This is a genomic window from Rhizobium sp. 05N49 (assembly GCF_056396805.1).
Map to the genome: position 1 here is coordinate 601,174 of NZ_JBFTME010000001.1, position 15,384 is coordinate 616,557.

Consider the following 15,384-nt stretch of genomic DNA (forward strand, 5'->3'; position numbering starts at 1 on the left):
CCAGAATGGGCAGCAGTTTCGCGTGCGGAATTGCGCCAAAACACGAGTTCTAAAAGAACTCATCGAGGAGCTGATAATAGTCCATCTTCACAGGATCGATGATCGAAAGGCCATAGGCATTGAGAAACAGCCGCACGAATTCCTCGCCAAAATTATAGCCGATGCTATGGCAGGCGAGCGCGACATCCTGATAGCGGTCGGCAACACCGAGGCGGCAGCAATCGATGTAACCGGCGAATCGACCGCCCGCCGCCATGAAATTCGGCAGGCACGCATCGCCATGCGTTATAACGAGATTTTCGCTTTCCGGCCGAAGCCGCTGTAATTCGCCGAAGAGGAAGAAGGCGCTCTTGCCGAGCCGCTCCTCGTCGAAATCCGTTTCGTCGACGACGCCGGCGCGCATGCGCGCTGCAGCGGCCGCGAGACGCTTCTCCAGCCGATGATCGAACGGACAGGCATTGATATCGAGGCTATGGAGCGCACTGAGCGCAGAGGCGAGGATCTCGATGCGCTCTTCAGGCAACAGCGTTGCGGCAGTGACGAGATCCACGCCCGGCAGCGCCGTCATCAGAAGAAAATTGCGCTCTCCGTCGCTCTCATGGGCAATGACTTCAGGGCAATCGAGGCCCTGGCTGCGAAGCCAGACAAGTCTCTCGGCTTCGTCGGCGAGCTCGCAAAACGGTCCGGCCTCTTCGACCTTCAGGTAAAGCCCCGGACGCCCTTCGCCCTCCAGACGAAAAACACAGGCCGAGGACCGCCCGAGAGCGTCCCGCCGCCATTCATAGCCGCCGAGATGGTTCCGGAGCGAAACCGGAAGCCTGCCATCTTCCTGAAGCGGAACGACCATGATGATCCCTAGGGGAAAAGGCTCCTTCGGGAGCTTGGGTGGCGGCCTTAGTGAAAAGTTCCGACCGGCGCGCTTTCAGCGAGAATTTCGAAAGCTTCTTCCAGGGCCGCGACGAGAATATCGGTCAGCTCGTCCGCCTTGTTTTCCAGAAACATCAGGCTGACGGCTTCTTCCTGGCGCTCGAAGAAGTGCTCGATCTCGTTCGACATATCATGTGTCCCTTCGCTACCGTACCATAACGGCTATGGGGAAACGATAGAGATGGTTCCTTGCGTGTGGCTTGTTTCGAAATGGGATTAACACCGCTGCTTTCTCAATCCCGAAGCTTCCGGCTTTTCCATTGGCTCCGCGGTATGGCATCCCCGGTGTCAAGGGCAAAGGAAACAACCTTTGTGGCATTCTCGTCCACCTCACAGCGGAAACGAACATTGTACCACCCTTTGACCGTGCGAAAGGCTCCAGCCCTGACATCGAGAACTGTCCCATTTGATAGGTCATAGGTAGGGACCAGCATAGGCCGAACACTGGGCGATCCATGGATCAGCTGTTGCTCGAGTTCACTCGCGCAGAGCTTTCCGGCGCGCATGCCGCGTGGCACGCCCTCCATTGCTGTTCGTGCAACGGGATCGTCATTATCGTTCTGCGAAAACAAAGTTTTGGCTTCAGCTAGCTCATCCTTCACCGGCTCGGCCTTCGGTGTTTCAGGCGACCTTGGTTCAGCCGGTTTCGTCTGCTCGATGCTCGTCTTGGCTTCTCCAGACAGTTCCGCAAGCGGTGCATTGCGCTCGTTGGCCACGTCGGCCGCCGCGGTCTCGGGCAGCTTCACATCTTCAGGAATTGGCTTTGCAGGAGACGCCTCCGTCTGTGGTTTTTCCGCTGGCGCGTCTGCTGGCGGCCGATTTGCCTGAGCATCATGAGGTGGCGCAGTCTCGGCAGGTTTCACTTCGCCTTGAGAGGAATTCCCGGTCACCGACTTTTGCGGACCAGTGTTCTTGTCGCCATATTCGGCTATCGTCTGCAAAGCTGGTATTGGCATAGGCTTTGGCGGTTCCGCAGCTTTCTCCGCCGGCGGAGGCGGCGGCGGTGGAGGTGGCTCAGCCTTCGCCTGCTCCTTGGGCTTCTCTTCCTCTTTCGGCTTCTCCTCGGGCTTCTTCTCCTCCGGCGGCGGCACGAGCTCGACCTTCACGCTCTCGTCTTCGGCGGGTTGCGCCTGGATCTTCGGGAGGCCGAATATGAGAAGCGCGACGATGGGCACATGCACCAGCACGGACGCGATAACACCCCAGCGAGCGCGGGGCTCCTGGTGTTCCGTCTCGTGATCGGTATCTGCCGGTTCGACTTCTTCTTCTGTCACAGCAGCGATGTGGCCTTTAAACCCGGCAGCATCAAGCCACAAATGGAAAAAACCTTGTGATGATGACCTTCGTGACTGTTGGCAGCGGACTTACTGATCGGCCTCGCCATCCTCGGCCACCAGATTGTGCTCCTGCCACAGGTCCTTCGGAATGGCATCGCCAATCGCAAAGGCAAAGGCGGTGACAGTCTTTCCCGCGGGATCCACCTCGCAATGGAAGCGGATATTGAACCAGTTCCGCTTGCTTCGGAAAGCCCCGCCATCCACCTCGATGCTGTTGCCCCTCACCTTCTCCGGCTTCATGGCGTAAGGTGCGACAAGATCGGGCACCGATCCCGGACGGGAACGGTTGACCTGCTCCAGCGCTTCGAGGTTGCAGAGCTGCAGATTGCGCTCCTCACCGGACAGCGTGCCAAGCAGCTGACGTGCGTTGCGGCTGCGCGGGCTGCCGAGTGTTTTTGCGGAAAAGAGTTCCGTCGCCTGCATCAGCGGCGGTGGACCTGATACCGCGGGCCTCGCCAGCGCCGGCGCAGACGGAAGCACCTCTCTGGACGCCGTCTCGGGCGTCAACGGCAGGATGTCTCCATCCGCCGGACTTCCGCTGTCCCCACGGCTTTGCGGCGGCGACAGGGCCGCAGGCGGCGGAACGGGAATTGCGGTGGCAGGCGGCGGTGATACGACCTCGACGTCGACACTCTCCTCCGGCGGCGCCCTGATCGGCTTCACGTCGGGCAGGAATGCCAGCAGGATTGCGATGATGGCAAGATGCAGTGCGAGCGATGCCGGCCAGGCCGGATCGAATCTTCCTCTCTGCAACAGGCCGGCATGTTCCATCGAAGGCAAGTCCATGCTCTGGGTTCAAGGCGCAGCGACACTGCCAGCGCTGCGGACCAGCCACAACGCCATTTCTGGCTCATCACCACTTATCGACCATCCTGATCTATGCGAGCGACGCGATGATGTCGCGATAATTCACTTCCGAAAATGCCTTCAAGGTTTTCGTGCGCACATTGCCGCCCATGCCAAGCGATAGCGTAAACCGCGCTATCACCCGGTCGTCGGGTGCCTCGCAAATAGCCACCATGTCATATTCGCCCATGGTGAGATAAAAGCGCTCGAAGGAGCCGCCTAAGCTGCCCATCAGAGCTTTTGCCGCATCGAGCCGTTTGGCAGATTCCTTCACATTACGGATGCCCTGATCCGTCCAGTTTATCATGAGAATGTAAGTGGTCATGTTACACCTCCCGGCGGAGGCCATGGTCCAGGCAGACTTGCGAAACCGTTCGCATGCTGCGACCGCTCAATTCCCCCGCGAGGGAAATTATAGGCCCATCACCACAGGGCGACAACAAAAAGCGAGCCATCAATCCGGCTTAGCAATAGCCCGAAAGGCTCATTTGTAGCGATTGCAACCAAAGAAAAACCCGGTCAGCAAGGCTGGCCGGGTTCTGGTATCGGTCGTCTGGATGCGTGAAACCGCTCAGCTGTCCAGGAACGAGCGCAGCTTGCGCGAGCGGCTCGGATGCTTGAGCTTGCGCAGCGCCTTCGCCTCGATCTGTCGGATACGTTCGCGGGTGACCGAGAACTGCTGGCCGACCTCTTCGAGCGTGTGGTCGGTGTTCATGCCGATGCCGAAGCGCATGCGCAGGACGCGTTCTTCGCGCGGCGTCAGCGATGCCAGAACGCGGGTCGTCGTCTCGCGCAGGTTCGCCTGGATGGCGGCGTCGATCGGCAGCAGCGCGTTCTTGTCTTCGATGAAATCGCCGAGATGCGAATCCTCTTCGTCACCCACGGGGGTTTCGAGCGAGATCGGCTCCTTGGCGATCTTCAGGACCTTGCGGACCTTTTCGAGCGGCATGGCAAGCTTTTCGGCCAGTTCTTCCGGCGTCGGCTCGCGGCCGATTTCATGCAGCATCTGGCGCGAGGTACGAACGATCTTGTTGATCGTTTCGATCATATGCACCGGAATGCGGATCGTGCGGGCCTGGTCGGCGATCGAGCGGGTGATCGCCTGGCGGATCCACCACGTCGCATAGGTCGAGAACTTGTAGCCACGGCGGTATTCGAACTTGTCGACCGCCTTCATCAGGCCGATATTGCCTTCCTGAATGAGGTCGAGGAACTGCAGGCCGCGGTTCGTGTACTTCTTGGCGATGGAGATGACGAGGCGAAGGTTCGCTTCGACCATTTCCTTCTTGGCGATGCGCGCTTCGCGCTCGCCCTTCTGCACCATGTGCACGATGCGGCGGAATTCCGAAATCGAAATTCCGGTTTCCGTTGCGAGATTCTGGATCTCCTGGCGGATGTCGCGGATCGTCGTGTTTTCGCTCTTGGCGAATTCCTTCCAGCCGCGAGCGGCCAGATTGCCGATCGACTTCATCCAGTTCGGATCGAGCTCAGCGCCCTGGTACTGTTCCAGGAACGAGTCGCGCTTGACGCCGTAGGATTCAGCCAGACGCAGCAGGCGGCCTTCGTTCTGCACGAGGCGCTTGTTGATGTCGTAGAGCTGCTCGACCAGCGCATCGATGCGGTTCTGGTTGAGCGACAACGACTTCACGGCCTTGATCAGTTCGTCCTTGAGCTCCTTGTAGCGGCGCTCCTGGGCGGAAGACAGCGTGCCGGTGGCGGCAAGGCGCTGCTCGACCTGCTGGTCCTGCAGCTTGCGCAGCTTCTTGTAGGTCTCGGCGATGATGTCGAGCGTTTCCATGACCTGCGGGCGCAGCTCAGCTTCCATCGCGGCAAGAGAGAGGTTGGATTCGTCCTCGTCCTCTTCTTCCTCTTCGGGAGGCATGCCTTCGCCGCCGACATCGGTGATGTCGTCGTCGCCGGAGCGGGCGCGCCGGGTCTTTTCCTTTTCCTCGGCAGCCTTGCGGTCAGCCTCGATCTTCTCGGGGCTCTGGAACTGCGGAGCAGCCTTGGCTTCCGGACCGGAATAGGTGGTTTCGAGATCTATGATCTCGCGCAGCAGCGTCGTGCCTTCGTTCAGTTCATCGCGCCAGATGATCAGCGCCTGGAACGTCAGCGGGCTCTCGCAGAGGCCCGCGATCATCGTTTCACGGCCGGCCTCGATGCGCTTTGCGATGGCGATTTCGCCTTCGCGCGACAGAAGCTCGACGGAGCCCATCTCGCGCAGATACATGCGCACCGGGTCGTCGGTACGGTCGGTCGGCTCTTTCTTCTTGGCGGTCGCAAGCGCGGTGCCGCTGGAAGGCGCAAGTTCGCCGCCCTCGCCGTCTTCGCTGTCGGAGCTGTCGTCGTCATCGCTACCGGAAGCGCCGGCTTCCTCGGCTTCTTCGTCTTCGATGACGTTGATGCCCATGTCCGACAGCATCGACATCGTGTCTTCGATCTGTTCGGACGTCACTTCTTCGGAAGGCAGGACGGCGTTGAGCTCGTCCATCGTCACATAGCCGCGCTTCTTGGCGGCCTTGATCATCTTCTTGACCGCGTCATCGGAAAGATCGAGAAGAGGGCCGTCGCTTGCGCCGTCGCGTTCGACTTCCGCTTCTTCGTTCTCTTTGACCTTCGTTGCCATTTATATCGTCGCCTTCCTGACGCTATTCATACTCGCTGCGGTGAATGGCCCTGTCGTGGCCTGGCACGTGCGCGCCGGCCTCGAATCACCTATACCCCACCTAACGGGATGACATTTAAAGCCTGATTAACCACGATTGCCGGCATCGGACAGCAAAACTTCATTGCCATTGGATTTCCGGCCATGGTTGTGCGATCCGCCTTGACCCAGTTCACCGCTCAAGTGGAACGGTGATTCCCACAAAATTTGTTCTCGTCAAGCTTTTCCAGAAAAAAAGCCACCGAAAACCCGGAAAAAGCCTTATCCACAGGCTTTGAACCGCGCCAGCGATTGCGAAGCTTATCTAGTATGTCACCGGCAAAAGACAAGGGCTTTTGCGCAAACACTGGAAGAACCGCAACTCGCTCCAACCGTACGCCATAGATTCTTCGCAAATCGCCAACATGAGTTGTGAAAAAAGAGGCGCGCACGATTATGGCGAATTCCGCTCCGGTTCTGCTTGCACTTGTCGCGTTGTTCGCCGTCTTCCCGGCAAGCGGCTATCCCGAGGATACCAGCAGCACAATCAGCTTCGGGATTTTGTTCGCAGATCGCGATCCGATAGCTGGGTCCGCCACTTGCTATAACGGCAAGACCTGCGAACTGGTCAAGGACATCGGACCAATACATTCGCTGAACATTACCGACTTGTCGAAATCACCCGATCGCGGAAGTCAGCTGAAAATCGAATGCGCCTCCGATTGCTCCTTCGGCAATCAGCAATTCAGCACGGAAATAGGCCGTGAGCGTAAATTTCACTTCTTCAACGGGTCCGACACATATACCGCGAAGCTGCTGGTCATCAGAATACGCGATCCCATCGGGCAGATCCTGCTCAACTACTGACGTGGCATTCGGCTAAAACGGTGTGGCGATTTCGTCAGCTCAAGGATTGGGATCGTGATGTTCAGAAGAAAGTTGATCATTTCAGCCACCGTCGCCCTCAGCGTGCTCGCCTATACGAAAGTCATGGCCAAGATCAGCTCAGGCACCCCGCCCCCGGATGCGCCCTTGGAGCAACAAGCCAACCTAATTCGCGTTGATAAATCCGATCGCCGCATGGTTCTCCTTCGAGGCGAAACCCCTCTTTCGGCATATCGGGTTTCTCTTGGAAGCGCTGCCGATGAAGGGCCAAAGCAGCGAGAAGGCGACGAGAAGACACCGGAAGGCCGCTATGAGATCGACTGGAGAAATCCCCGGTCCATGGCGCATCTCAGTCTGCATATCTCCTACCCCAATCCGGCCGATCGGCAGAATGCCGAATTGAAGGGCTATCCTCCCGGCGGCGACATCATGATCCACGGCCTTCCCAATGGCTGGGGCTTCCTTCAGACAATGCACCTGCTTTGGGATTGGACGGATGGCTGCATTGCCGTCACCGACCAGGAGATGCGCGATATCTGGGCACGCGTCCCCGATCATACGCCCATAGAGATCACGCCCTGAACCGCCGACCTAACGCGACAGCCCATCGTATGCATTCACCGTCAGGGCAGACAGATCGAGCGCTGGAATGCAGCGCAGATTGACGGATGCCATCTCCATGCCATTGGGCGCCGTTGCTTCCCCGAAGGGCGCGATGCCGCACTTGGCGCAGAAGTGATGTTTGATGGCATGACTGTTGAACGTATAGGTCGAGAGGTTTTCTTCCGGCACCGTCAGGTGCAGCTTCTCCCGCGGCACGAAGCCCAGCAATCCGCCGCGCCGGCGGCAGAGCGAACAGTTGCAGTCGAGCGCTTCGGTGAATGCGCCTTCCACCGTGAAGGCGATATTGCCGCAATGGCAGCTTCCCTCGTATTTCATGCCCGTCTTCTCACATCCAATCCATCACGACCTTGCCGGAATTGCCCGAGCGCATCGCCTCGAACCCGTCGCGGAATTCGTCGATCTTGATGCGATGCGTAATGACCGGCGAAAGATCGAGACCGCCCTGCACGAAGGCGATCATCTTGTACCAGGTCTCGAACATCTCGCGGCCATAGATGCCCTTGAGGTTCAGCATCTTGAAGATGACCTTGTTCCAGTCGATCTCGAAACCAGCAGGCGCAATGCCGAGAATGGCGATCTTGCCGCCATTGTTCATCTTGTCGATCATGTCGCGGAAGGCGGGTGCCGCACCCGACATTTCGAGGCCGACATCGAAACCTTCGGTCATGCCGATCGCCTTCATCACATCGGCAAGGTTTTCCTTGGATGCATCGACGACATAGTCGATGCCGAGCTTGCGGGCGAGATCGAGCCGGTTCGGATTGATGTCTGTGATGACGACCTTGCGTGCGCCGGAACGCTTGGCAACGAGCGCACCCATGATGCCGATCGGCCCCGCACCGGTGACCAGCACATCTTCGCCGACGAGATCGAAGGAGAGAGCGGTATGGACGGCATTGCCGAACGGATCGAAGATCGCTGCGATTTCATCCGGGATATCGTCCGGGATCGGTACGACATTGGCTTCCGGGATACAGACGAATTCGCCGAAGGAACCCGGGCGGTTGACACCGACGCCGAGCGTATTGCGGCAGAGATGCCCCCTGCCCGCGCGGCAGTTGCGGCACTTGCCGCAGACAATATGCCCTTCACCCGAGACACGTTCACCGACATGATATTTTGTGACGGCAGAGCCGATCTCCGCTATCTCGCCGCAGAATTCATGGCCGACGACCATCGGCACCGGGATGGTCTTCTGCGCCCACTGGTCCCAGTTCCAGATGTGCACGTCCGTGCCGCAGATCGCCGATTTCTTCACCCGGATGAGCACGTCGTTCGGGCCGACCTCCGGCACCGGCACATTCTCCATCCAGAGGCCGACTTCAGGCTTCGCCTTGACCAGCGCTTTCATCATGTTGGACATGATCTTTTCTCCTCAAGGCTCTCAGATAACACCGAGTTCGCGGCCGGCTTCGGCAAAGGCCGCAATCACCCGCTCGACATCCGCCTTCGAATGCGCCGCCGACATCTGCGTGCGGATACGCGCCTGCCCTTTCGGCACGACCGGGAAGGAGAAGCCGATTACATAGACGCCCTTCTTCAGCATCAGCGCGGCCATATCCTGTGCGAGTTTCGCATCTCCCAACATGACCGGGATGATCGGATGCCCTTCGCCGGCAAGCGTGAAGCCGAGCTTGGTCATTTCGGTGCGAAACAGCGCGGCATTGGCAGAGAGCCGCTCACGCAGCGCATCGCCATTGTCGATGAGGTCGAAGACCTTGAGCGAGGCAGCCGCGATAACAGGCGCCAGCGTATTGGAGAATAGATAGGGGCGCGAGCGCTGCCGCAGCCACTCGACAATCTCGGCTTTGGCCGACGTATAACCACCCGATGCACCGCCAAGCGCCTTGCCGAGCGTACCCGTGATGATATCGACACGGCCTTCGACGCCACAATATTCCGGCGAGCCACGACCATGCTTACCGACGAAGCCTACGGCGTGGCTGTCGTCCACCATGACCATCGCACCATATTTTTCGGCGAGATCGCAGACGCCCTGCAGGTTGGCGATGATGCCATCCATCGAGAAGACACCATCGGTCGCAATCATCTTGAAGCGGCTGCCTTCGGCCTTCTTCAGTTCTTCTTCCAGAGCCGCCATGTCATTGTTGGCGTAACGGAACCGCTTGGCCTTGGAGAGACGCACGCCATCGATGATCGAGGCATGGTTCAATGCATCGGAAATGATCGCGTCCTCTTCACCGAGTAACGTCTCGAACAGGCCGCCGTTGGCGTCGAAACAGGAGGAATAGAGGATCGTGTCTTCCATGCCGAGGAAGGAGGAAATGCGCGCCTCGAGTTCTTTATGCTCTTCCTGCGTACCGCAGATGAAGCGAACCGAGGCCATGCCGTAGCCATAGCGGTCGAGCGCCTTCTTGCCGGCTTCCGCGAGCTCCTCATTATCGGCAAGGCCGAGATAGTTGTTGGCGCAGAAATTCAGCACCCGCTCGCCCGAGGCGATGGCGATCTCGCCGGCCTGCTTGGAGGTGATGACACGTTCGGACTTGTAGAGGCCAGCATCCTTCAGCGCAGCCAGTTCGCCGCGCAGGTGCGAGAGGAAATTCGAGGTCATTGAGGGCCCTTCTCTTGATGTTTCCCGTCTGAGCGTCGGTTAGCACATCGCCACCGGCTTGTCTTGTTCAACGCTCGGCCATGACAAGCAGAAACATCGGCCGGTCGAGTTCTTCCACCCATTCCGGATGCTCGGCCAGATCCTGCTCGCTCGGCGCCCATTCCTGGACGTGGCGAATGGTGAAACCCGAAGATATCAGCGTATTGAGCGTGGTGCCGAGACGACGGTGCTGCTTGACGACACCCTTGGCGAGCCAATCCGTCGTGCGGCTTCCTTCGATAGCATAGCTGTCCAGCGGCCATATGCGCCGCCCATCGGCATCAGTGCTCCAGCCGGCATTGCGCGGCGCCATGAAGATCGGATGCTCGATCGTAAAGACGAAACGTGAACCGGGAACGAGCGCCCGATAAACCGTGGTGACAAGCCGCTCGAAATTTTTGACATAGTGAAAGGCGAGCGAACTATGCGCGAAATCGAATGAGGTTTCCGGCAGTTCCAGCTCTTCGAGATCGGCGATCCCATAGGTGATCGCCTCATCATGCGTATCCGCCCTCGCGCGGCCGATCATGTTCTCGGATATGTCGAGGCCGAGGACGCTTGCAGCACCCACCGAGCGGGCATAGCGCGCAAACCAGCCGAAGCCACAGCCGAGATCGACAACGCGTTTCCCTGCGAGCTCCGGCAATTGAGCGCGGACCGCCGGCCATTCGGCGGCGCCCTCCAACCCCTCGATCGAGCGGCGCATGGTGCTGTATCCGGCGAAGAACTCCGCCGTATCATAGATATTCTGGCTCATGATAATCCTCCGGACGGTACTTATAGGATACCACCCATCATGATCTCAAGGATCGGGCATCTTAAGGATCAGGACCGTCGCCGATCTCAACGAGGCCGAACCTGTTCTGGATCGGCAAGATCGCTTCAGGGGTCGCCGCACCAGCCCGTTCGAGCTCCAGGAAGAAATGCTCGAACCCACCAGGCGTGACGAAGCCCATCATCCGGCCCATGCCATCGCTGACATTGCGCCAATGATGCGGAACATTCGGCGGCAGTACGACGACGGAGCCGACGGGCGCCTCGATCATCTCGTTGCCGCACCAGAAACGGTAGTTCCCTTCGATGACGCGAAAGACCTCCGTCTCCCGCGTGTGCATATGCCGCGAGGGGCCGGTGCCTGGTGCCGAAAAGGTCTCCCATATGCCGTAAGCACCGGCGGTTTCCTCCGCCGTTGCATGAATGAACACCTGCCCACCATGCGGATGTCTGGCAATCCGCTCGCGCCCGGGCAGTGATGCGACTGCTCTGTTGAAATGCGCCATTGAAGTTCCCCCAAACTCTGAAACGACCCTAGCAGAGATCCGTGCAGATTGCAGCGGAAGGTACGTGCAACCGGACTATTCGTCGTGGGAGAGAATAATATCGAGGAAGGCGTCGCCGTAGCGCTCGAGCTTCGACTGGCCGACACCGGAAATACCAAGCAACTCCTTGCGGCTGCGCGGCCGCTCGGTGGCAAAGGCAATCAGCGTCGTATCCGGGAAGACGACATAGGGCGGCACGCCGAGCGACTTGGCAATCGACATACGCTCGGTTCTCAGCGCTTCGAAGAGTGAACCATCCGCCCCCGAAAGCCCGGTCCTGCGCTCCGCGCGCTCGGTTTTTTTTGCTCTTCGCTCCGAGGGAGCGCGGTCCTTGCGGAAAAAGACCTCGCGCTCGCGCTTAAAGACGGCGCGCGCCTCCGGCTCCAGCTTCAGGGCGCCGAAAGCTTCATGATCGACCCGGATCAACCCCATCGCCATCAACTGGCGATAGACCGATTGCCAGGTACGAACAGCAATATCCTTGCCCGCGCCGAAAACCGGCATATCGACATGGCGAAAGCGTTCCGTCTTCTCGTTGATGTTGCCGACAAGCACATCGATGACATGGCCGGCGCCGAAGCGCTCGCCGGTGCGGTAGATCGCCGCCAGCGCCTTGATCGCCGCTTCTGTCCCGTCCCAGGTCTCGACCGGCTTCAGGCAGGTATCGCAGCCACCGCATTTGCCGCCATGCGCTTCGCCGAAATGCGCCAGGATTGCCTGCCGCCGGCAGGAGGCCGTCTCGCAGATCGCCAGCAGCGCGTTCAGCTTGCCGCGTTCGATGCGTTTGATCTCGTCGGCCGCGCTACCCTCGTCGATCATCCGCCGGCGCTGGATCACATCGGCCATGCCATAGGCCATCCACACCTCGGAAGGCAGGCCGTCACGCCCGGCGCGGCCCGTCTCCTGATAATAGGCCTCGACCGAGCCCGGCAGATCGACATGGGCGACATAACGCACGTTCGGCTTGTCGATGCCCATGCCGAAGGCGACGGTCGCAACCAGGCAGAGCTCTTCTTCCTTCAGAAAGGCATCCTGGTTGGCATCGCGCAGCGCCCGATCCATGCCGGCATGATAGGGCAGCGCCCGGATACCTTGCGTGTTCAGCCAGTCCGCCGTCTCCTCCACCTTGGCGCGCGACAGGCAATAGACGATACCGCTATTGCCCTTGTGGCCGGAGAGAAAGCGCAGGAGCTGCTGGCGCGGCTGGTCCCGCTCGACGATTTCATAGGAGATATTCGGTCGGTCGAAGCTTGTGGTGAAGACCGCGGCATTATCGAGCATCAGCCGCTCGATAATGTCTTCCCGCGTATGCGGATCGGCCGTCGCCGTCAGCGCAATACGCGGGACGCCTGGATATTGCTCGGCGAGCTTGCCGAGTTCGCGATATTCCGGCCGGAAATCATGACCCCATTGCGAAACGCAATGGGCCTCATCGATGGCAAAGAGCGCAATCTTCGCGCTACCGATCAGTTCGCGGAACCCATCCATGAGGATGCGCTCGGGCGTGACATAGAGCAGGTCAAGATCACCGGAGGAAATACCGCGACGGATGGCGACATATTCTTCACGCGAAATGGAGGAGTTCAGCGCCGCGGCCCGAATGCCGAGCTGCTTCATCGCCTCCACCTGATCGCGCATCAGCGCAATCAGCGGCGAAACGACGATGCCGAGACCCGCGCGGCAAAGCGCCGGGATCTGGAAGCAGAGCGATTTGCCCGCACCTGTCGGAAAGAGCACAACCGCATCCCCGCCGGCAACGACATGCTCCACCACTTCCTGCTGCCTGCCACGAAAGGCCGAATAGCCATAAACGCACTTCAGCACGTCGAGCGGCTTGGCCGCACCTGAAAACAGCGCATCGGATGCGGAGAAGGATGTTTCGCTTTGCTCGGCCTGCGACATCAGTGGCTCGCAGCGCCCTTGACGCGGCCCGAGAGCACACCGAAACCGTCGATGATGGCTTCCTGGTTTTCCAGCCGCAACGCCTCATAATGCACTTCCTGCGAGGCGCGCATCAGGCGGTCTATCTCGGAATCATCCCCAGCTTCGGTCGCCTGGGCAATGTCGCGCTCCAGCTCGATCTTCTGCCAGCGCAGATCCTTGGCGCGCTTGTGGAACGCAAGCGCCTGGCGGTAACCCTCGCGCGCGTCTTCCATCGCTGCCTCCTCCGTTGCCGTCCAGAGCCGGGCATTGCGCACCTGCTGGTCGAGGTTTTTCAGGAGCGGCGCAAAACCCGCAACGTCGAGGCATTCCAGCAGATAGTCGCGCGTCAAATGCGGCCCGGCAACGACGGCGGCCGCGCCCAGCATCGCCGACCACAACTTCTGAAGCTCGCGATTGTCGTAGTCGATGGCGGCAATCTCGTCGTAATCGTCGAGCATCAGCGACGGATGATTGATCACGGTCAGCGCGAGCACGCATTCTCTCAGCGCCGCATTGTCCTGATGGCCGCGCACGAGGCCCGAACGGGTCAGGCGATCCGATGCAGCAACGGGGGTACGAGGCCCTGCAAGAGCACCGCCCTTCTGTCCACGGAAATTGCCGCCACCAAAATTGCGCCGTTCGCCGCCTCCGCGATTCTGGAACTGCGGCTGGAAGAAGCTGTTCAGCCGGTCGCGCATGTCCTGCTGGTAGTGGCGGCGCACATTCTCGTCGGCAATCACCGCTACGAGCTGTCTCAGCCGCGCTTCCAGCTCGGCGCGCGCTTCCGGAGTATCGAACTTGCCGCTGCGTGCTTCGCGATCCCAGAGCATTTCCGAAAGCGGCTTGGCCTGCGCCATGACCTTGTCGAACGGGGCCCTGCCCTCGTGCTTGACGAGATCGTCCGGATCCTTGCCATCGGGTAGCAGGGCAAAACGCACGCTGCGTCCGGGTTTCAGGTGCGGCAACGCCAGATCGGCAGCGCGGTTGGCCGCACGAATGCCGGCGCCGTCACCATCGAAGCAGAGCACCGGCTGCGACGTCATCTTCCAGAGCAGATCGAGCTGGTTTTCGGTCAGCGCCGTGCCGAGCGGCGCGACGGCGTTTTCGACGCCTGCCTGATGCAGCGCGATAACATCCATATAGCCTTCGACGGCAATGATCGTGCCTTCGCCATTCGCGCCCTGCATCGAGCGGCGCGCCCGCGCGAAATTGTAGAGCACGTTGCCCTTGTGGAAGAGCTCGGTCTCATTGGAATTGAGATATTTCGCCGGCGCATCCGGCGACATGGCGCGCCCGCCGAAGGCGATGACCTTTTCGCGCGAAGACAGGATCGGGAACATGATGCGGTCGCGGAACCGGTCATAGGAAACAGGCACGTTCTCGTGCACGACAAGGCCGCAAGCCTCGATCTGCTCCTTGCTGACACCCTTGCCAGCCAGGAATTCCTTCAGCGCATTGCGGCTGTCAGGCGCAAAACCGAGCCGGAACGTCTCGATCGTACGCCCCGTCAGGCCGCGATCGCGCAGATAGGCGCGAGCACGGGCGCCATTGGCCGTCTGCAACTGATCCTGAAAGAACTGCGTTGCCATTTCCATGACATCGAGAAGCGAGGTGCGCTCCTTCTCCCGCCTTTCCATCTGCGGATCGGCAACCGGCATCGGCACGCCGGCCATATCGGCAATCGTCTGCACCGCCTCGGGAAAACTCTGGCCCTCGAGCTCGGTGAGGAATCGGAAATGATCGCCGGTAACGCCGCAGCCGAAGCAATGGTAGCGGCCCTTGCGATCTTCGCAATGGAAGCTCGGCGATTTCTCGCCATGGAACGGACAGCAGGCCCAATAGTCGCCACGCGACACATTGGTCTTGCGCTTGTCCCAGCTCACACGCCGCGCAATCACGTTCGAAATGGCAACGCGGTCGCGGATATCGTCCAGGAAGGTGGGGGAAAAGCGCATCTCTACCTCTTGCAGAACATCCATATAAGCAGCTTTGCCGCGCCGCGCCACGAAACTTCTGCCGTAAATCCCGCTTTTCACAGGGCGCGAGAGATTGTCACAAACGCCTGCCAATGCCACTCAACAACCTGTTATCGGACCTTCACAGGGGGTGCGACATTTTTGACATTTTCCAAGTCGGGAGAGGTCGCCGATGTCAATTTTGCTGAAAGCTGGAACGGCCAAAGAACACGTAGAAACAAAACGTTAAAAGAAACATTGCGGGATTTCGCAGCCTTTCTCGGCATGCGTGGCCGAACCATATAGTCGCGTC

The 15,384-nt window shown here is 59.7% G+C and carries 15 protein-coding genes; 2 read left to right on the forward strand and 13 right to left on the reverse strand.

Features of this window, described 5'->3' with window-relative positions; genetic code table 11:
* Positions 1-49: 49 nt before the first annotated feature.
* From AC1DF8_RS03080 to rpoD, 6 genes are all read right to left on the reverse strand, one after another.
* Complete coding sequence (locus AC1DF8_RS03080; RefSeq protein WP_477994944.1) at positions 50-847, reverse strand: APH(3') family aminoglycoside O-phosphotransferase; 798 nt, start codon at positions 845-847, stop codon at positions 50-52.
* 47 nt (positions 848-894) lie between these two features.
* On the reverse strand, positions 895-1,056 hold the full coding sequence (locus tag AC1DF8_RS03085) for a hypothetical protein (RefSeq protein WP_018114155.1): 162 nt from the start codon (positions 1,054-1,056) through the stop codon (positions 895-897).
* A gap of 104 nt (positions 1,057-1,160) precedes the next feature.
* Positions 1,161-2,243, reverse strand: a complete 1,083-nt coding sequence (locus AC1DF8_RS03090) for a DUF930 domain-containing protein (protein ID WP_477994945.1) — start codon at positions 2,241-2,243, stop codon at positions 1,161-1,163.
* 48 nt (positions 2,244-2,291) lie between these two features.
* Positions 2,292-3,050, reverse strand: a complete 759-nt coding sequence (locus tag AC1DF8_RS03095; RefSeq protein WP_477994946.1) for a DUF930 domain-containing protein — start codon at positions 3,048-3,050, stop codon at positions 2,292-2,294.
* Positions 3,051-3,141: 91 nt separating this feature from the next.
* Positions 3,142-3,435, reverse strand: a complete 294-nt coding sequence (locus AC1DF8_RS03100) for a GYD domain-containing protein (RefSeq protein ID WP_018114106.1) — start codon at positions 3,433-3,435, stop codon at positions 3,142-3,144.
* Positions 3,436-3,681: 246 nt separating this feature from the next.
* Entirely contained in the window at positions 3,682-5,736 is a 2,055-nt protein-coding gene (rpoD, locus tag AC1DF8_RS03105) for an RNA polymerase sigma factor RpoD (protein WP_112543627.1), read from the reverse strand.
* Positions 5,737-6,186: 450 nt separating this feature from the next.
* Here rpoD and AC1DF8_RS03110 point away from each other — a divergent pair, with 450 nt between their 5' ends.
* Together AC1DF8_RS03110 and AC1DF8_RS03115 are read left to right on the forward strand one after the other, a co-directional pair.
* Positions 6,187-6,621, forward strand: a complete 435-nt coding sequence (locus AC1DF8_RS03110) for a hypothetical protein (protein WP_477994947.1) — start codon at positions 6,187-6,189, stop codon at positions 6,619-6,621.
* A gap of 57 nt (positions 6,622-6,678) precedes the next feature.
* Positions 6,679-7,221 carry a L,D-transpeptidase family protein gene (locus AC1DF8_RS03115; protein ID WP_183847581.1) on the forward strand — a complete coding sequence of 181 codons (543 nt, stop codon included), beginning with the start codon at positions 6,679-6,681 and terminating at the stop codon, positions 7,219-7,221.
* Positions 7,222-7,230: 9 nt separating this feature from the next.
* On the opposite strand, the gene AC1DF8_RS03120 is transcribed toward AC1DF8_RS03115, so the two are convergent.
* From AC1DF8_RS03120 to dnaG, 7 genes are all read right to left on the reverse strand, one after another.
* Positions 7,231-7,578 (reverse strand): GFA family protein, encoded by a 348-nt coding sequence (locus AC1DF8_RS03120; protein WP_183847079.1) that lies wholly within the window; start codon positions 7,576-7,578, stop codon positions 7,231-7,233.
* A gap of 10 nt (positions 7,579-7,588) precedes the next feature.
* Positions 7,589-8,626, reverse strand: a complete 1,038-nt coding sequence (gene tdh, locus AC1DF8_RS03125; protein ID WP_113016541.1) for an L-threonine 3-dehydrogenase — start codon at positions 8,624-8,626, stop codon at positions 7,589-7,591.
* Between the two features lie 21 nt (positions 8,627-8,647).
* Positions 8,648-9,835, reverse strand: coding sequence for a glycine C-acetyltransferase (locus AC1DF8_RS03130; protein ID WP_113016540.1), 1,188 nt, complete (start codon positions 9,833-9,835; stop codon positions 8,648-8,650).
* A gap of 67 nt (positions 9,836-9,902) precedes the next feature.
* Positions 9,903-10,631: a class I SAM-dependent methyltransferase gene (locus AC1DF8_RS03135; protein WP_477994948.1), complete on the reverse strand. Its 729-nt coding sequence runs from the start codon at positions 10,629-10,631 to the stop codon at positions 9,903-9,905.
* 61 nt (positions 10,632-10,692) lie between these two features.
* The gene (locus AC1DF8_RS03140) at positions 10,693-11,154 is read right to left on the reverse strand and encodes a cupin domain-containing protein (RefSeq protein WP_113201844.1); all 462 of its coding nucleotides are present in this window, start codon (positions 11,152-11,154) and stop codon (positions 10,693-10,695) included.
* A gap of 75 nt (positions 11,155-11,229) precedes the next feature.
* A complete protein-coding gene (recQ, locus tag AC1DF8_RS03145; RefSeq protein WP_477994949.1) occupies positions 11,230-13,095 on the reverse strand; it encodes a DNA helicase RecQ in 1,866 nt (621 codons plus the stop codon).
* A complete protein-coding gene (gene dnaG, locus AC1DF8_RS03150; protein WP_477994950.1) occupies positions 13,095-15,071 on the reverse strand; it encodes a DNA primase in 1,977 nt (658 codons plus the stop codon). Before dnaG ends, recQ begins: the two co-directional genes overlap by 1 nt.
* Positions 15,072-15,384: the final 313 nt, after the last annotated feature.